We start from the raw sequence: 17,323 nt of genomic DNA, 5'->3' as shown, positions 1-17,323 counted from the left end.
CGCGGGATGGGGTCAGGCCCGAACGGCCAAGTACTGATCGAGGGCCTCGGTCAGGGTGGCCGCGCTGGAGACGGGGCCACCCAGCCGGACGGCGCCGCGGTCGGTGTGCAGCAGGAGTGTCGGGTAGGAGTCGACACCCAGCTGGCGCAGTTCGCGGAACTCGCGCTCCGCCTCGGCGCGGCTGGCCGGGTCGAGGTAGGCCGCGACGACCGCGTCGGGGTCCAGGCCGAGTTCGGCCGCGAGGTCGCGGTAGACCTCGGCGTCGGACAGGTCCCGACCGTCGACGTACCACGCACGCTGGAGGGCGCCGGCGAACTCGAGTTGACGCTCCGGCGCCTGCCGCCGCAGGGCGACCAGACCCGTCGCCGCGTCGGTGGAGTCCATCACCCGCGTGCCGTCGGTGAGCACCTGCTGGTAGTCATCGCCGAAGGTCACGCCGGTCAGCGTGGCGATCCGGTCATTGGCCCCCGGAATGTGCGGGAAGTCGCCGATCGGCTGGGCGCGAGGCCCGGTGAAGAGGCCCCCGGAGAGCACCTGGAGGTCGATGCGATCGGCGTTCTGCTCGGCGAACTCGTGCAGCGCCGGGCCGAAGCCGTAGCACCAACCGCAGTAGGCGTCGAAACCGTAGGTGAGCTGGACACGGTCGTTCATGGGATCTCCGTTCGGATCGGTATCGCTGGTTGTTTGTGACTCCAAACTACGCAGCAAACCCCGGGTCCACGAGGTACGCTCGGGTCTCATCATGGTGAAAAACGGTCACGCAGTCATTCCCGGAGTTCAGTACGCGCCGCCCGCCGGTGATGCGGCCGGTGTCGAGGTGGTCACCCTCGCCGAACTGCACCGCCGGATGCAGGAGCACCAATCCTCACCTCGGGCACAACGACCCGACTTCCACCTCCTGCTCACCGTCGATCGCGGCGTGATCGTGCACATGGTCGACTTCCACGACCATGTCGTCGCCGACGGGGCGTGGCTGTTGGTTCGGCCCGGCCAGGTGCAGCGCTTCGGGGATCTATCATCGGCATCCGGGTCCGTCGTGATGTTTCCCGCCGGCACGCTGCCGGCGACGACCGCCGCCGAGGCCTCGCTCGACGATCCCTTCGGACGCATGCTCTGGACCCCCGCCGGCGCCGAGGGCGACGCGGTGCGGCAGGCCTTGGCGCACCTGACGCAGGAATACGGCGCCGGCGATGTGCCCGAACCCGCTCGATCGGCGATCCTGCGCCACCTGCTCGCCGTGCTGGTCCTCCGCGTGACCAACCTGACCACCTCGGCCGGGACGCCACGCGGTCCGGCCGACGACACGTTCCTCCGCTTTCGCGCCGCCGTCGAGAAGGGCTTCGCGGAGCATCGTGACGTCGCCCACTACGCCCGGCGCCTCGGGTACGCCCCGCGCACCCTCACCCGGGCCACCATCGAGGCGGCCGGGGTCGGTGCAAAGGAGTTCATCGACCAGCGGGTGATCCTCGAGGCCAAGCGGCTGCTCGCGCACACCGACGACCCGGCGGCGTCCATCGCCGCACGGCTCGGGTTTCCCGACGCGAGCAACTTCGTCAAGTACTTCGCGCTACGGGCCAACGCGACGCCGACCGCGTTTCGGGCACAATTCCGATCCGGTGCCGGTCAAGGACCGGCGGGGCCCCAAGGGTCGTGACAGGTGACGCCGAGAGGCGCGAAGCGTCGCGTGTTGCGCGTGACGACGGTCATCTGCCGGGCCTGTGCGAGGCTACCTGACCGATCCCCTGCTCGACGAGAGCCCCGGTGTGGACGCGCTCCGGGGCTCTCGTGCGGTCAGCCGAGGCGTTCGTCCGCCAGGACGGGCTCGGTGGCGTCCGGTGGCACGTTCCCTCCGGGCAGTTCGACGGCCAGCGGGCGCTCCTGGATGAACCAGGCCATCACCACGCCCACCAGGATGACCGGGACGAGGTAGGCGAACACCGGCGTGAGCGCCTCGGAGTAGGCCGTGATGACCGCGTCGTGGATGGCCGACGGGAGCTGCCCGACCAGTTCAGGGGTGAGCGCATTGGTGTCCATGCCGCCTTGGCCGGTGTTGGGCAGACGCGAAGTGAGTTCGCTGGTCAGTCGCGCAGTGAACAGGCTGCCGACGGCCGCGGCGCCGATGGAGGCACCCACCTCACGGAAGAAACTGTTCGCACCGGTGGCCGTACCGACCTCCTTGCCGGGGAAGGCATTCTGGACGACGAGGACCAGGATCTGCATGCCCAGACCCATGCCGGCGCCGAGGATGAAGAGCCAGGCTGACAGCACCCACAGGCTCGTTTCCGGCGTGATGGTCGACAGGAGGAACAGGCCCACGGCCATGACCACCCCGCTGGCGATCGGCATCCACTTGTACCGGCCGTACTTCGAGACCAACTGACCGGTGGACAGCGACGTGATCATCATGCCGGCGATCATCGGGATCAACATCAGACCGGCCTGGGTGGCGCCGAGGCCCTCGACCATCTGCAGATAGGTCGGCAGGTATCCGATGGTGCCGAACATCGCGATGGCCGTGATCAGCCCGACGGCGGTGGAGAGGGTGAAGTTGCGGTCCGCGAACAGGTGCATCGGGATGATGGGGTGCTCCGCGCGGAGTTCGACCCGCACGAAGACGATGGCGGCGACGACGGCGAGCGCGATGAGCCCGAGGATCGTCCCCGAGGTCCAGTCGTAGGTGTTCCCGCCCCACGAGGTCACCAGGATGACCGAGGTCACCGAGACCGCCATCGAGACGATGCCGGCAATGTCGGGTCGGAAGGACGCGTGCCGGGTGCCCTTGGGCAGGAAGGCCCAGGCGGCGGCGACGGCGAGCAGGCCGAGCGGGATGTTGATCCAGAAGGCCCAGCGCCAACCGATGCCCTCGGTGAACCAGCCGCCGAGCAGCGGGCCGGCGATCGCCGAGAGTCCGAACACCGCTCCGATGACGCCCATGTACTTGCCGCGCTCCCGCTCCGGGACGACGTCGGCCACGATCGCCTGGCTGAGCAGCATGAGGCCACCGCCGCCGAGACCCTGGATGGTGCGCGCGATGATGAGCCAGGTCATGTCCTGGGCCAACCCGCCGACGACGGAGCCGGCGATGAACAGCCCGAGTGCCCCGATGAAGAGCCACTTGCGGCCCAACAGGTCACCGAACTTGCCATACACCGGCATCGTCACGGTGGCCGCGAGGATGTATGCGGTGTGGACCCACATCATCTGGTCGACGCCGTCGAGTTCACCCACCACGGTGGGCAGGGCGGTACTGAAGATCGTCTGGTCGAGGCTGGAGAGCAGCATTGCGACCAGGAGTCCGGAGAAGACCAGGCGGAGCTTGGTCTGGGTTTCGAGCGTGGACACGGGTGGGGCCTTTCACCTCGGCGATCACAAGCGGAAGAATGTTTCCGTTTCAAGCCGTCGCCAGAGTAGCACTAACCGGAAGTTGTTTTCCACTTGCTACGGTGGTCGGGTGACCACCCCTGATGCCACCCCGCTCCGTGCCGATGCCCAGCGCAACCGCGAACGCATCCTGACCGCAGCCAAGGAGCTGCTCGCCGACCGGGGCATCAGCGTCGGCTTCGACGAGATCGCCCGTGCTGCCGGGGTGGGTACCGGCACGGTGTACCGACGCTTCCCGTGTCGGGACGCGCTGATCGACGCCCTCTTCGAGGAGAAGCTCGACGAGATCGTCGCCATCGCCGATGCGGCGCTGGCCGAGCATGACGTCCGCGCGGGCATCGCCTCCTTCTGTGAGCGCATGGCAATGGCCATGCACAGCGACCGCGCTCTGCCCGCTGTGATGATGCGAGAAGGAGAGTCGAATCCACGGCTTCTCGATCGGCGCGAGGAGATGGGCCGGCAGATGGGCAGTCGGATCAACGCGCTCGTCCAGCGCGGCCACGACGCCGGCGTTCTGCGCGACGGCTTCAGCGGCGGCGACCTGATGGTGCTCACTCACCTGCTCGGCCGGCTCCACGGCCCCGCCGGGTCGGATGTGTGGCGGCGTTACCTCATCCTGGTCCTCGACAGCATCTGGGAGCGCGGCGGCAACACCCCGCTGCCTGGGCCCGGGCCGGACTTCAGCCAGTTCGAGCAGATCGTGGACGACTTTTGAGACCTCGGGGCGAGAGCCACGCCTGACGGGCTTCCCAGACCGAAGAACTCCAACCTGGCGGGTCAGTCCACTAGCGCAGCGGCAGGTAGCGAACCGAGCCCTACCGGATGGTCACGTGTCCAACCGGGCCAGCAACTTCGCCCGGAGACCTTCGGGCGGGTATTGGGATTCGATTCGCGCCTGGATCTCGGCACCGCGCCGTTCTTGATCGGCGAGGTAAATCTCAACCTCGGCGCGGTGGTTCAGATAGTAGGCCAGCACGGCGTAGACATGGGCGAGTGCCACCGTGGGGTAGGACTCTTGAATCCTCTCGGGCGAGTCGCCCCGCTTGAACGCCGACACCAGGGTGTCCAAGGGCACGCGAGTACCCATGACCATGAGGCGACCCGCCGCGTCCCTGATCAGGGGGACCTGGTCTGGCTCGATCGCAACTGCGGTCATCTCGATGCACCTCCAAGCCCCAAGACTACTGGTGCATGTCAGCGTTATGGAGCGGATGAAAGGACATCAGAGGCTCGTCACCCCTCGAACGCGGTGGCCGACCGCGATGGATTCTCCCGAGATGGCACCGGCCAAAGGGGATACGAGGAACGCGATGAGGTGGGCGATATCCGCGGGGGTCGAGTCCCCGCCCCTGGCGACGGCAACCTCGGCCGACGGTTCGGTCGTGACGGCGCCGGGGCTGACCGTATTGACGGTGACACCCGTGCCGGCGAGGGAGTCGGCGAGGTTCTTGGCGGCAATGATGACCGCAGCATTCCGCACCGATCCTGCGAGGTTCCCGGTAAGGAAGGCATTCTGCCCGCTCAGCCCGACGATGCGCCCGTACCCCGCCTCGCGCATGCTCGGGATCGCCGCATTCGCCACCCGCAGAAACGTCAACGCCTTTCCCTCGAACGCCTCCAACACCTGATCGGGATCCGCATTCCGCGCAGGATCCAGCGTTTGCGCGCTGGGGGCGGCGGCGACCACGACCCCGTCGAGGCGGCCATGCTCGGCGTGGACACGCGCAAACCCGGCGGCGACCGACGCGTCGTCGGAGGCGTCCATCACGAGCCCGTCCCCGGCGCGACGTGAGGCCGGGATCGCCGTTGCACCCTCCGCCCGGAGCCTATCGACGATGGCGCTGCCGACGAGGCCGCGACCACCGACGACGAGAATGACGTGCTCCGTGAGCTGCAGATCCATGCGCCAATGCTATGGGGATCGCGGGCACGTCCCAGTCAGGCAGACCGCCGCCGCAGCGCTACCGGCAGCACTGCCGGTTCGCCGTGGCCGATCAGCGGTCGCGTTGCCACAGGCGATCCGCAACGCCCTGTTGGAGTGCATCATCGGGCTGAACAAGACCGAATGCGTCCGCACCACCGTAGTCCACGACGTCCCCTACAAGACCCTCGCCGACGTCGAATACGGCACCGCCGGCTGGGTCGATTGGTACAACCGGCGCCTCCACGGTTCCCTTGGAATGATGACCCCCGTGGAGTACCGCACCGCCCACTACGCTCCCCTCAACCTCGAGTCGCAGCCCGTATGAGAGCGGCCAGCAACCTCGGGCGGTTCATTCCTGCATCCGGCGCGCACCGTTCATGAACCCTCCGGATCGAGGACCCAGGCCTGCTTCAAAGGGATCCGAGCCCGGGTGCTTGCCGGCAGACGGTCGTAGGTCTCGAAGAGACGATTGAGGAGTTCTTCCGAGTCCCAGATCCGGAAGGAGGTCCGGTCGCGGAGGAACTCACGCGTGGCTGCGGTGGTCACTCCGCCCCATGCCACGAGGAGGCCCTGGTCAGCTCGGTGCTGGGTCATCGCTGAATGCAGTCCGCGCACGACCTTGACATCGATCGCGGTGGGCTCGCTCTTGACCTCGACGATCAGGGTGGGTGAGTCGAGGCCCAGGGGTCCCCTGCCAGCGAGGATGTCGACACCGCCGTCAGGGCCAGGGGGCGAGACCTCGCAGTGGAATCCCAGGGCTTCCAGAATGTCGGAAACCAGAGCGGTGAGTTTGTGGCCCGCGAAGTTCTCAACCAGATGCGTGCGGATCTGGTCCCTGATCGCTTCCAGACTTGGCGTGGGGTCGGGGTCGGACACCTCGGTTGAGTCTGGACTCGCGTCGGACTTTCGCGGCTCGGGCAACTTCGGCCAGGACCCGATGTTGCCGGGATCCTCGCCGGTGTTGAACAGCGCCAGCACGCGCTGACCTGCATTGTTCCGCGTAGGGTTGAACACCGTCATGATCGAGTTGAGCGAGTACAGCAGGTCGTCCTTGACTGCGGACTTGGAGACCGGCTCGTCCTGCCACACCACGGGGAGCTGATGTCGACGTTCAGTGTCCGACTCGTTGGCTTGATAGCGGTACGGCCCGGAGCTCTTGCCGAGGTAAAGGTAACCGGGCCCTGTGCGTCAGGCTGAGGTGAGACACCACTGCTGAGTTCCTTCCCTCTGCACGGGGCGAGAAGCGAGACACCGGATGACGATGACGTTGGCCGATGCTGCCCGGATCGATGATGGGGTGGTGACCCCTCGAGCAGACCGTCCGAAGCGGCGCACCTTCACCGCGGAGTACAAGGCGCAGATCCTGGCCGAGTACGACGCCGCGGACCGTAACGAGCGTGGCGCGATCCTGCGCCGGGAGGGTCTGTACTCCTCCCACATCGCGGAGTGGCGCAAGGCCGCCGAGGCCGGCGCGAGTGCCGCGCTCGGCCCCAAGGCCAAGGACCGCCGGGACCGGGAGATCGAGCAGCTGCGGGCGCGGGCGGAGAAGGCTGAGGCCGAGGTGGCCAAGACCCAGGCCGCGTTGGACCTGGTGGGAAAAGCACACGCGCTCTTGGAGACGCTCTCCGAGAGCACGGACACGCCGAGGCGGTCGCAGCGGTGATCAACCCGGCGGTCGACGAGCTCGCCGAGCTGACCTCGGTCAAGAAGGCATGCGAACTGTTGGGCCGAGCCAGGGGCAGTCACTACCGCGCCAAGCAGCCCCCACGGGCGCGCGACCCCCGGCCGCGGCCGACACCCCCGAACGCACTCGCTGCCGCCGAGCAGGCGCAGGTTCTGCAGGTGCTGACCTCGGAGAGGTTCTGCGACAAGTCGGTGGCCCAGACCTGGGCCACGCTGCTGGACGAGGGCACCTACCTGTGTTCGATGTCCACGATGCACCGGCTACTGCGCGCCCACGGCGCGGCCGGCGAACGGCGCCGGCAGGCCACCCATCCGGCGAAGAAGAAGCCCGAGCTGCTGGCCACCGGGCCCGGGCAGGTGTGGTCGTGGGACATCACCAAACTCCGCGGCCCCGGCCGCGGCATCTGGTTCCAGCTCTACGTGGTGCTCGACATCTTCTCCCGCTACGTCGTGGCCTGGACCGTCCAGGCGAGCGAGGACTCCGAGATCGCCAAGACGATGCTCGAAGAAGCCATGGGCGTCCACGGCATCCCCGAAGCGATCCACGCCGACCGAGGCACCTCGATGACCTCCAAACCCGTCGCGCAGCTCCTGCTCGACCTCGGGGTGGACCGGTCGCACTCCCGGCCGCGGGTGAGCAACGACAACCCCTACAGCGAGTCCGCGTTCAAGACCCTCAAGTACGCGCCGGTCTTCCCCGAGGCGTTCGGATCCCTGGCCGACGCGAGGGCGTTCTGCGAGGGCTTCTTCGGCTACTACAACCATGAGCACCGTCATACCGGGATCGGGCTGCACACCCCCGCCTCAGTGCACCACGGCACCGCAACCGAGATCCGGGCCCAGCGCCAGACCACGCTCGATGCCGCCCACGCCGCCCACCCCGAACGGTTCGGCAACCGCCGACCCCAGGCCCCCCAGCTGCCCAAGGCCGCCTGGATCAACCAGCCATCACCGGAGGCCCTCATACAGACCGCGTAACGAGACGTGTCTCAGACTGCTTGACATCTTCCGGGGTCGAAGTTTCGACGGCATGATCACGATGTCGCCAGGTCGTATCTGGCTGCGGAATGCCCAAGCCTGTCCAGTGAGGTTGGCCAGGCGACCCGGGGAGTCTTCGGGGTACGCGGCGTCCATCAGCGAGCGCATCTCCTCGCGAGACGACACCCCGGTGAGGTTGCCGATGCCCCATCCAATCGTCGCTGTGTCCGCGACGAGGTTGGCTTGCTCCTGCTCTCCGTCACGACCTGCACGGACCACCCATGCCTTGCTCATCATGCGCTCCTCCTTGGCTTGTAGGAGTGGTCGCCTCCACCGATGGACCGCCCGCGCGTCGGTTCGGCCGGAACACTCCGTCAGTCCATCGGTTTGACCTTCTCCTCGATGAAGGCGATCTCGTCATCGTCGAGTCCGTACTTGGCGTACAGCTGTTGGTCGATCTCCGGGATCGACTTGGACCAGTCGATGTCTGATGCCGAGGTGAAGTCCTGGGCAGGGACACACTTCCAGGTGCTTCGCGGGTTGTGCTGCGTCACCTTCAACACGTAGAGCATCGCTCTAGCGAACTTGGTCTTGACATAGGCGAAGCAGGCCAGTGCTTCACCTTCGGTGTCGAACGCACCAATGGTCAGGAACGTCTGCGTCACCCCCACACCGGGGCCGAGCACCTGGGGAGCTGCCATCTGCCCCAACTGGTTGGACTCATTCGCGGCAGGAACAGCAACCTTGTACTTGTCGAAACTCCCCGGACAGGTTATGTAGGCGCTACGAATCCAGCGGTAGATCCGCTTGTTCTTGATGACACCGAGGAGACGCACATAAGTGCCGTTTTCGGCTGGCGGTGTCGCATGAAAGAGGAACTCAAGCTGCTCAAAGGTGTTCGTGCTGACCCGGAACTGCGCATCACTCGACATCTTGCTCGCCGCGTGGGGGTGGTCGTCGTGCATCGCCTGCGTGAATGCGTAATCCCGTCCGCTCGACACATCACCGTCGACGAACGTCGCGCCGGACTCACGCACCTTGTGCAGGATCGTCTTGAGTTCGGGGTATGCCGTGAATGTCCCGATTGGAGCGCCAGCGCGGGAGTCGTCGCGATATGTCACAGCGATTCCTGCGCGAATCTTCGTGCCGGGAAAGAGTTCCGAACTGTCTCGGACGTAGATCGGCACCGTGAGGTGTGGGTCTGCGAGCATCTTCTCGTTCCACGTCTTCGAGGTGAACCCGGCGTTGAACAGGAAGCGTGCCGGGGTGATGAGCACGACCTTCTTGCCGACCTCGTAGGCGGCGTCCATGAACAGGTGGTAGACGGGGGTATCCCGGGTTCCCCCACCCTGGGCCTCTTCCTGGTAGGGCGGGTTGCCAATGACGACGTCGAACTTCTTGCTCATGTCAGTTGCCTTCCGTCAGCATCTCGTCGACCATCTTCTGCCGTTCCTCGGGGCTCATTCGTGCCAGGTTCCCCACCTTGAAGTGGCCTGAGTCCTGGAGCCACGCCTTGCGCTCGGGCACACCGCCAGAGACCGCCTCGATGGTGATGCGGTGCAGAATCTGGTTGTGGCTCATCTCGAACACCTGTGAGGTCAGGATGTGCTTGAGTCGCTCCCCCAGGTCCGGGTAGGTGTCGGCCAAGCCAGCGTCGAGGCGTCGCACGAGCTCCATCAAGAACAACCCCGCGGTGGAGAACAGGTCCGCGAAGGTCTTGGTTTGGTCACTGAAGATGCCCGGGTTCTCGGCCTCCAGGGTGTCGACCATCATCTTCACCACCGGCTGCGGGGTGAAGACCAGCGAGGTCTTCTGCTGCGGAATGTACGCAAAGATGTTCTCGGTCTGGGCGTCGTCGAAGTAGTCGGCCAGGGCCTCCTTCTTGTCGAGGAACTCCTGCACGGACCGGTCGAAGACGGCCTCGTCGAACATGCCTGGGATCTGTACGACCGCGCCGTCCTTCTCGGTGACCTCCTGACCGTCGCGCAAGATACGGAACTCGGCCTCGGTGATGCCGGTGATCTCCTCGAAAACGTCGTCGGGCGTGTAGTCGTCGAAGTTCGACAGGCGCAGGTCACGGTCGCCGTAGGCCATCAGGAACATCGGGATCGTGCGGGCGAAACCGCGTAGATGGGATCGGGTGTCGTCCATCGTCTGGTCGGCGCGCTTCTGCTCCTTCTTGGTCTCCTCGCGGATGACCACCTCGGGCACGATCTCCTCCATCGTCTTGTCGACGATGGCCAAGATGCTCGCGTGGAAGGCCCCATCCTGCTCGAGCTTCTTGGCCTGCACGTCCTCTGCCACGGCCTCCGTGGCCGCGTTCTTCAGCTCGTCCTCGAGGTGCTTGCTCGCGATCTTGTGTTCGACGTAGGCGCGCTCGACCTCTCCCCTCACGACCTGCTCGGTCCGCTTCTCATCGCGCTTGACCTGCGCGTCGGTCAGTCCGAAGGCCTTCTTCAACTCCTCGCGCTTCTGGCGGGTCTGCTCGGTCACGGCCTCCGCGATCTGCTTCGCCGCGATCTGAGGAGGGGCTGCCGGCTGGATGGCCGGAAGGTCCTCGACTCGGTAGACCGGCTTGCCGAGCTGGGCGATCTTCGGGTTGATCACGGTCTCGACATCGACCTTGACGTTGCCGTAGGGGTCGGTGACCGGCGGCGGCTGCGGAATCTCGACCGGCTCGCCGTTCTTGATCTTGCCCTGCTTGGCCACCGGCAGCTTGTCGAGGATCTCCTTCACATGCTCGGAGTAGCGGAAGATCCCCGCGACGTTGGCGAACAGCAGGTTCGACAGGAATCCGCGGCGCACGACCTCACGGGCCTTGAACACCTGCGGGAAGGTCAGCACCTGGGCCGCGTCGAGTTCGATCATCCGACCCTCTGTGTCCTCACCCAGAACGGGAAAGAAGTTGAGCAAAGAGCGGATGTTGCCCTGCCGCGCCACAGGGTCGCCCGAGGGGTTGGGGTGCAGGTTGTTGGCGAAGGCGTCGAAGATCGTCAGCGTCCGCTCGGGCGCGAAGTCGAAGATATAGGCGTTCTCCTTCTGGAAGACCTGGCCCCCACGCTCGAAGGTGCACGGGTTCTGCGCCCGGAACGCCGCCTGCATGTACAGCGCCGGTGAGGTCAGGTCGGACAGCATGATGACCGCCGTCCACTCGGGGATCGTGACACCCGTGGTCAGTTGCCCCACCGACAACGTGATGGTCCTGCCTCCGGTGGCCTCGGCTTCCGCAATGGCCTTGCGCACCTTGTCGAGGGACTTGCCGACAGCGACATCGTCAGTGTCGTCCTCGCTCTTGCCGTCGCCGGCCGCCAGAACAATCGTGTAGTCCTTGAAGACCTCGTGCTTCTTCAACATCCGTTCCAGGGCCTTGGCTGACGCGACACGGTTGAGCAGCCAAAACGAGTGGCGGATCTCGTCACGCAGCTCGGGCGTCGAGAACGGGTACTTCTCGTGCGTCGTCATCGAGTCGAGGAAGCGCGACACGTCGTCCCCGTGCACGAAGAAGCCATTGTCCTTGGTCGAGAAGAACTCGTTGAGGTCAAAGGCGAAGTCGATGTTGGCCGAATCTTCGTCAATGGCCACGCCCTCGGCCAGGCGATCGCTGATCATCCGGGAGATCTGGTACGTCAGCAGGTTGAGCGTCGGCAGCGCGGCGTAGGGGTTCTCCTCACCACTGTCCGGCCACTGGGCCTTGGCCGTCTGCTCATCCTCGTAGGTCCAATTGAAGATCTGATCCTGGTCGAACTTGCCCGCCGCCAGCGCCCTGAAGGGGGTGCCGGACAGGTGCAGCGTCCACTGTCGCGTGATGTGGTCGAAGGCGACATCGGTCTTGGTGGTGTCGATGCCCTCGTGCGCCTCGTCGATGACGAGCAGGTCCCAGTCGAAGTCCGCGACGTGCTTGAGTTTGTTGAACTGGCCCCCGAAGTACTGCGAGCCCTTCAAGTCCTGCAGCGAGAGGAACTCCACGATCCGCGGGTCCTCGTTCTGGTGGGCGTTGGAGTAGTCCCGCCACTGATCCCTCGACATCGGTGCGCGATCCGCCAACGAGGCCGACTCCGAAACAAACTTGAACGTCGTCTGGTGGCCGATGAAGCGCATGAAGTCGTCGTACCAGGAGTTGGCGATCGCCGGTCGGTTGGTGACGACCAGAACGCGCTTGACGTCGAGCCCACGCATCAGGTCATACGTCGACAGAGTCTTGCCGAATCGCGGCTTGGCGTTCCACAGCACCTCGGTCTTGCCAGAAGTGAAGGCCTCCACCGCCATGTCCACGGCCGCCTGCTGCTCGGCCCGCAGCACGTAGTACTCCGCACCCGTGGACTGGAGGTCTGAGTAGTCCTGACCGGCGAAGTCGTTGAAGTACTCCAGTGACTTCTTCGCCGCGCCGTTGAAATCGTGCCACTCCGTCCGCCTCGGCGAGGTCTCGCGCGTGATGCCCTGCTGCTTGAGGTACGCGTGGAAGTCGTGGTCGCTGAACCGCCCACCGGCCTCGGTGGTGAACAGTGCCCTCCTCGACCAACGCTTCTCCTGTGTCAACGACAGTTGGGAAGCCTGCTGCTTGATGCGCACATCGGCGCTCTCCTGCTCGGTGTATCCGATCTTCTCCCAGCCGTTGTACTTGGGGACGTCCGGCGTCGACCACGAGTAGATGACGGGGACGATCTCCCGGAACGTGCTGATCTTCGGACTAGGCATCGGATCCCCCTTGCTCGTGAACCTCGTCGATGGGGCACGGCTCGTACGTGGCGTACACGGTGAAGTCGAAACCGGCGTCATCACGCAACGAGGCGAGGGTGAACGGCTCGCGCTGCACCACCCCGGGCTGCCCCTCAACGCGATGCCACCAGGAGAATTGGATGCCCTCACCCTCAGGCGTCTGCGCTGTCAGGGTGTTGCCGCGCACGATGTTGGTGCCGATGAGGAACTCCGCCGCCCGGTGCAGACCGGTGCCTGGATCAGCAGGGGTGCCATGAGCCTGGTGGAACCCCACAAACTCGGCCAGCAGGTTCGCCTTGGCGTCCTCGTGGTTGTCCTCGAGCAGTTCGATGCCGTAGATGGAGGCCAAAGCGAACAGACTCTCATTCCGCCACTCGTCAGCAGGGAAACGCCGTTCGATCGCGGCCAGCTTGCGCCGCAGGATCGCCACCAGGAAGTTGCCGTCGCCGGCCGACGGCTCGAGGAAGGTCTTGTCAACGAAGTCGGGCCCGGTCTCCAGGTCCTCAGCCACCAGGTCGAGCATCTGCTCGACCATGTGCTTCGGGGTGAAGACCTCGCCATAGGCCTTGACCCGGTCACGCGACTTCACAACCTGCTCCTCGACAAGCGACAGCGTCATCGGTGCACCTGCGCTGCTCGACCCATGCGCCCATCCTGCCGCACGGGTGAGACAACGCTCGTGGGTGGGAGTGCGCCGCCCCGCCAGAAGGTCTGATCTGGACCGTGGTCCCAGACCTAGCCCTGCCGCCGGTGGACGTACTCAATCCGAGTCACTGCGGGTGATGTGACGCACCGGTCGTCGCCGGTCTAAGCGTGCTCGCTGGCCCAGTCTGCGCACCGAAGATCTGCGAGTTGATCCGCCGCGACGGGATCTCGTGGTCCTCGAAACGGTTGAGGGCCCGGACCATCTGTGCGAGCACCTTGAGGTTGCTGAGCTGTTCGGGGCGTTCCATCAGGCGACCTGCCCCGCGCTCTGACCGGCCACCATCGGCTGCCATGCCGCGCGGACCGTGGTGGGTAGCACGAGGTCCTCCCACAGGTCGACGAGCAGGGCTCCGTCGATGTAGGCGAGGACATCCTGTGGTCCGCCCTCGCGCAGGACGATCTCGTACACGCGGGCGCGTTGACGGCGATCACGAAGGTCATAGCGGCGGCCTCGGTCAGACCAGTTCAGGTGCAGCGGAAGCTCCACCGTGGCGAGTGCCTGATCGATCGGCAACCTGGGCAACACGTTGGGCACCTGAATCGAGCGGCCACGGTCGGTCGCCCCTTCTCGGAATTCGATTCGTGGGGTAATGGCGAGGTCGAATCCAGCCGCGGCGACGATCCGGGCCGCCGTCGCCAGAGTGGGCGACTTCCGCTCGTGCTCGTACGCCGAGAGCGTGGGCCGGGACGTCCCGGCCCGGAGCGCCAAGGCAGCCCGCGAGAGGCCCGCGGCTTCGCGGGCCTCTTCGAGTATGTTCCCAGAACTCACATCACCAACGTATCCGATCAGATACGTACGCCAACTCTCACCGGCAAGCTGATCCGCGCACTCGTCCTCGACACATCCAAGCGCCACCCAGGCACCGGACGCCCACCCGGCCCCACCCGCTGAACGAAGAAGGACCGAACCCACATCTGTGGGTTCGGTCCTTCGTGATGTCTTGAGACATCGCACTGGTGGCAGGTGCAGTGTCTGAGTGCACCACATCGTTGACAGGTGGGCAGGCGGCTGGTGGCGCTGATGGTTGACAGGTGAGTCGGGGCATCGTTGACACATTCGCGGCGGTGATCGTTGACCGGTGAGTCGCGACATCGGTGACACCGCTGCGGCCTCGACGATCGGTCATGACGTCTCGAGACAAGAACGTGGTGATCGTCCGGTCCGTGGTCAATCAGGAAATGCCCGCAGCCCACGTTGCCGCCCGTTTCGGTGTCACCCGCCAGTGGGTCTACACCCTCCTACGCCGCTACGAGGCCGACGGACCCGACGGGCTGGCGCCACGTAGCCGCGCGCCGCACTCACAGCCGGGCAAGACCGTTGACGCGGTGCGTGAGCGGATCGTCGAGCTGCGCCAGCACCAGTTGAATATTGGCCTTACTGGGGTCCGCTGTCGGGGTGTCGGGGGGCCGGCGGTGTGATCGGTTGCTAGTGGTCGTGGGGGCCGGTGGTGGCGTGGTTGGGGGCCACCGTTTTTAGGCTCCTTCCGCCGTGCGCGTATAGGGCGCACGGCGGAAGGAGCGGACTGTCAATGGTACGGAAGATCAAGGCGAAGTTGGTGCTGCAGTTGCGCGCCGAGGGCCTGTCGGGGCGAGCGATCGCAGCCTCGCAGGGGATGTCGCGCAAGAGCATCACGGCGGTGCTGGAGGCCGCGGACACGGCCGGCATCGGTTGGGATGACGTCGCGCAACGCCCGGAGGGTGAGGTGTACGCGCTGTTGTTCCCCGGACGTGGTGAGCACCAGAGCGTCTTCGCGCAGCCCGACTGGGACCAGGTGCACAAGGAGATGGCCCGGGTCGGGGTGACGTTGAAGTTGCTGCATGGTGAGTACACCGACTCGCGGGCTGCCGCTGGTGAGCCGGCGATGGGTTACGACCGGTTCTGCCGGACCTACCAGCGGCATGTGCTGGTCACCGGGGTCGCATCCCAGGTGGGGCACAAGGCCGCCCAGACGGTCGAGGTTGACTGGTCCGGCCCGACGATGGCGTTGACCGACCCGATCAGCGGTACCACCACGACGGTGTACATGTTCGTGGGGTGTCTGCCGTTCAGTAGGTACGCGTTCGTGGAGCCGACCCTGGACATGAAGCAGGACACCTGGCTGCGGGCGCATGTGGCGATGTTCGAAGCCTTCGGTGGTTCGGTGCCACGGATCGTGCCGGACAACCTGAAGACCGGGGTGATCAAACATCCCCGCGACGGTGAGATCGTGCTCAACGACGCCTACCGGGAGATGGCTGGCCACTACTCGGCCGCGGTGCTGCCGGGTCGGGTCCGCAAGGCCAAGGACAAGGCGAGTATGGAGAACACCGTGTGGCACGTCACGATGCGGATCATCGCGGACCTACGTGATGAACGGTTCGCGACGCTGCCCGACCTCAAGGCCGCCATCGCCAGTCGCGTCCACGAGTCTCAGCCGCGCACAAAGTCGGATGCGAGCTTCGCTTGAGTCTCGCGTTCTGCGTTCCGGTCGGGCCGCTGTCCGTAGCACGCATAGAGAACCTGCCCAGCATCGGCAAGTCCGTCGCAACCTCCATCGCCAAGCGTCCCGGCGGGAGCGGGGTTCGTGAAGTCCTCGTGAAACCGACCCAGGACGCTGGTGGCGTAGTCCTCGAAGGCCGCCCCCGACTTGAAGCACTCCTGCTGGTGCCGCAGGTGATACCACTCAAGCCAGTTGGGCGTCAGCAACACGTCGCTTCCTCCCAGTCCTGTTCTGCGGTCACCGCCGCAAGGCTATCGGCAGAACGACGGGCGAACGCGCAGCGCCCCGGAGTGGTGCGATCGCGGCCGGTCTTCCCGGACGAGTGCCTTGTCTTGCTCACCATCCTCCAACATCGGTCCGACAGTTCGTTGCGATATCGGGTGGTTCAGGGGGTCGGTGGCGCCAGCCGAGCGAGACAGGCCGGGTGGCTTCCTGAGGTCAGACGGCCGGGGTCTTTGACTGTTCGTCCGCAAATGATGCATCGCGCGCCGCGGTAGAGCACGCGCGGCTCCTGCTCCAGCGACGTGTCCCGTGCGCCGTCGGGGTAGAGCGCAGTGAACCGGTGGTGGAGGCGTGGGTGCTTGCGGCCGATGAGGGTGTGCATCTGCGCGACGGTCTTCGGCGGGTTTCTCAGACTGGTGACGAGCTGGATCAGGGCGCGCTGGTACGCCTCTGCGGTGAATCGCGACGCCATGAAAAGGTCGGGGTTCACGGCAGCGACCTTCTCGGACACCAGGTCGGCCTCGGCGAAGTCGTCGACGTCGGTCGTGATCAGGAACGCCGCCTCGGCTGCGATCGCGTCCGCGAGGATCTGCCGGTCGGCACCCTTGGTGCCGACGAACCTGGACGGGTTCTCACCGGTCGGTGAGAGGTCGGACTCCAAGATGGTCGTGCGCAGGTCGGTGACCGACATGGCGCGGGACCGCAGGTGCCTGTTGGCCTCGGCCTCGGCGTGCTGACTCCAGGTCGCCACGATGTCGATGGGCTCGATGCCGACCAGCAGCAGGGTGCGGGTAACGGGGGCTGCCAGGACGTTGGCATCGAGGAAGATCGTTCGGGTGCTACGCGCCATACAGGTCGGCTTCGATCTCCTCGCTGGTCGCGCGGATCAACTTGGCCATGCGCTCGTCGCGGAACCGCTCGAACTCACGCAGTGGGATCTTGTGGTGGGAGCCGACCTTGATGGCGTGGATGTCGCCGGATTCGATGCGCCGGGCGACGGTGGCGCGGGAAATGCCCAGCCGGGCGGCTGCCTGCGCAGGGGTGAGCAACTCCAGGCGAGAGGTGATCTCGACGACCTCACCGGCTGCCTCAGCAGCGGCGATGTAGTCCTTGATCTCATCCCAAGTGCTCGGCGACATATCGGCCGGGTCAACCCGCAGTGCGTTCCTCATAACGCCAGCATACCCCAGCCTGAGCAGTTGCATTCTGTTATCTGATCAGCAGATAAGGCTGT

Annotated in this window: 18 protein-coding genes and 2 pseudogenes; 7 read left to right on the top strand and 13 right to left on the bottom strand. The window is 65.6% G+C overall.

The window, feature by feature from the left end:
* Positions 1 to 12: 12 nt before the first annotated feature.
* On the bottom strand, positions 13 to 651 hold the full coding sequence (locus KD1_RS03745) for a DsbA family protein (protein WP_068397738.1): 639 nt from the start codon (positions 649 to 651) through the stop codon (positions 13 to 15).
* Positions 652 to 742: 91 nt separating this feature from the next.
* Here KD1_RS03745 and KD1_RS03740 point away from each other — a divergent pair, with 91 nt between their 5' ends.
* Complete coding sequence (locus KD1_RS03740; RefSeq protein WP_068397735.1) at positions 743 to 1,654, top strand: helix-turn-helix domain-containing protein; 912 nt, start codon at positions 743 to 745, stop codon at positions 1,652 to 1,654.
* Positions 1,655 to 1,791: 137 nt separating this feature from the next.
* Here the strand turns inward: KD1_RS03740 and KD1_RS03735 are convergent, their stop codons facing one another.
* Positions 1,792 to 3,342, bottom strand: a complete 1,551-nt coding sequence (locus KD1_RS03735; protein ID WP_245627262.1) for an MDR family MFS transporter — start codon at positions 3,340 to 3,342, stop codon at positions 1,792 to 1,794.
* A gap of 109 nt (positions 3,343 to 3,451) precedes the next feature.
* On the opposite strand from KD1_RS03735, the gene KD1_RS03730 reads away from it, so the two are divergent.
* Positions 3,452 to 4,096 (top strand): TetR/AcrR family transcriptional regulator, encoded by a 645-nt coding sequence (locus KD1_RS03730; protein ID WP_068397732.1) that lies wholly within the window; start codon positions 3,452 to 3,454, stop codon positions 4,094 to 4,096.
* A gap of 111 nt (positions 4,097 to 4,207) precedes the next feature.
* On the opposite strand, the gene KD1_RS03725 is transcribed toward KD1_RS03730, so the two are convergent.
* A complete protein-coding gene (locus KD1_RS03725; protein WP_068397729.1) occupies positions 4,208 to 4,537 on the bottom strand; it encodes a DUF433 domain-containing protein in 330 nt (109 codons plus the stop codon).
* A gap of 66 nt (positions 4,538 to 4,603) precedes the next feature.
* Entirely contained in the window at positions 4,604 to 5,284 is a 681-nt protein-coding gene (locus tag KD1_RS03720) for an SDR family NAD(P)-dependent oxidoreductase (RefSeq protein ID WP_068397726.1), read from the bottom strand.
* Between the two features lie 100 nt (positions 5,285 to 5,384).
* On the opposite strand from KD1_RS03720, the pseudogene KD1_RS16755 reads away from it, so the two are divergent.
* Positions 5,385 to 5,630, top strand: a pseudogene (locus tag KD1_RS16755) (integrase core domain-containing protein); the annotation flags it as partial.
* Positions 5,631 to 5,680: 50 nt separating this feature from the next.
* Here KD1_RS16755 and KD1_RS03710 read toward each other — a convergent pair.
* On the bottom strand, positions 5,681 to 6,394 hold the full coding sequence (locus tag KD1_RS03710; RefSeq protein WP_157073149.1) for a restriction endonuclease: 714 nt from the start codon (positions 6,392 to 6,394) through the stop codon (positions 5,681 to 5,683).
* Positions 6,395 to 6,560: 166 nt separating this feature from the next.
* On the opposite strand from KD1_RS03710, the gene KD1_RS17555 reads away from it, so the two are divergent.
* Entirely contained in the window at positions 6,561 to 6,968 is a 408-nt protein-coding gene (locus KD1_RS17555; protein ID WP_157073148.1) for a transposase, read from the top strand.
* Positions 6,965 to 7,966 (top strand): IS3 family transposase, encoded by a 1,002-nt coding sequence (locus KD1_RS03700; RefSeq protein WP_068397720.1) that lies wholly within the window; start codon positions 6,965 to 6,967, stop codon positions 7,964 to 7,966. The genes KD1_RS17555 and KD1_RS03700 overlap by 4 nt, the downstream gene beginning before the upstream one ends.
* A 374-nt stretch (positions 7,967 to 8,340) precedes the next feature.
* Here KD1_RS03700 and KD1_RS03690 read toward each other — a convergent pair whose 3' ends face one another.
* From KD1_RS03690 to KD1_RS03670, 5 genes are all read right to left on the bottom strand, one after another.
* The gene (locus tag KD1_RS03690; protein WP_068397708.1) at positions 8,341 to 9,372 is read right to left on the bottom strand and encodes an Eco57I restriction-modification methylase domain-containing protein; all 1,032 of its coding nucleotides are present in this window, start codon (positions 9,370 to 9,372) and stop codon (positions 8,341 to 8,343) included.
* Between the two features lies 1 nt (position 9,373).
* Complete coding sequence (locus tag KD1_RS03685; protein WP_068397706.1) at positions 9,374 to 12,661, bottom strand: DEAD/DEAH box helicase; 3,288 nt, start codon at positions 12,659 to 12,661, stop codon at positions 9,374 to 9,376.
* Complete coding sequence (locus KD1_RS03680) at positions 12,654 to 13,301, bottom strand: DNA methyltransferase family protein (RefSeq protein ID WP_068397703.1); 648 nt, start codon at positions 13,299 to 13,301, stop codon at positions 12,654 to 12,656. Before KD1_RS03680 ends, KD1_RS03685 begins: the two co-directional genes overlap by 8 nt.
* 151 nt (positions 13,302 to 13,452) lie before the next feature.
* Positions 13,453 to 13,635 (bottom strand): hypothetical protein, encoded by a 183-nt coding sequence (locus tag KD1_RS03675; protein WP_068397700.1) that lies wholly within the window; start codon positions 13,633 to 13,635, stop codon positions 13,453 to 13,455.
* Positions 13,635 to 14,156, bottom strand: a complete 522-nt coding sequence (locus KD1_RS03670; protein WP_068397697.1) for a helix-turn-helix transcriptional regulator — start codon at positions 14,154 to 14,156, stop codon at positions 13,635 to 13,637. Before KD1_RS03670 ends, KD1_RS03675 begins: the two co-directional genes overlap by 1 nt.
* Positions 14,157 to 14,512: 356 nt before the next feature.
* On the opposite strand from KD1_RS03670, the gene KD1_RS03665 reads away from it, so the two are divergent.
* Both KD1_RS03665 and istA read left to right on the top strand, forming a co-directional pair.
* On the top strand, positions 14,513 to 14,806 hold the full coding sequence (locus tag KD1_RS03665) for a helix-turn-helix domain-containing protein (RefSeq protein ID WP_068397694.1): 294 nt from the start codon (positions 14,513 to 14,515) through the stop codon (positions 14,804 to 14,806).
* 110 nt (positions 14,807 to 14,916) lie between these two features.
* Positions 14,917 to 15,825 (top strand): annotated as a pseudogene (gene istA, locus KD1_RS03660) (IS21 family transposase); the annotation flags it as partial.
* On the opposite strand, the gene KD1_RS03655 reads toward istA, so the two are convergent.
* The 3 genes from KD1_RS03655 to KD1_RS03645 all read right to left on the bottom strand — a co-directional run bounded on the left by KD1_RS03655 (position 15,798) and on the right by KD1_RS03645 (position 17,261).
* Positions 15,798 to 16,076 carry a hypothetical protein gene (locus KD1_RS03655; protein WP_068397691.1) on the bottom strand — a complete coding sequence of 93 codons (279 nt, stop codon included), beginning with the start codon at positions 16,074 to 16,076 and terminating at the stop codon, positions 15,798 to 15,800. The pseudogene istA and the gene KD1_RS03655 overlap by 28 nt on opposite strands.
* Positions 16,077 to 16,252: 176 nt before the next feature.
* Complete coding sequence (locus KD1_RS03650) at positions 16,253 to 16,939, bottom strand: hypothetical protein (protein ID WP_068397678.1); 687 nt, start codon at positions 16,937 to 16,939, stop codon at positions 16,253 to 16,255.
* Positions 16,929 to 17,261, bottom strand: coding sequence for a helix-turn-helix domain-containing protein (locus KD1_RS03645; RefSeq protein ID WP_169795329.1), 333 nt, complete (start codon positions 17,259 to 17,261; stop codon positions 16,929 to 16,931). Before KD1_RS03645 ends, KD1_RS03650 begins: the two co-directional genes overlap by 11 nt.
* Between the last annotated feature and the right edge of the window lie 62 nt (positions 17,262 to 17,323).

Origin of the sequence: Kribbia dieselivorans NBRC 106261 (assembly GCF_001552435.1) — a bacterium.
GTDB classification, from domain to species: domain Bacteria; phylum Actinomycetota; class Actinomycetes; order Actinomycetales; family Dermatophilaceae; genus Kribbia; species Kribbia dieselivorans.
This window is presented reverse-complemented; position numbering and strand designations above follow the sequence as displayed.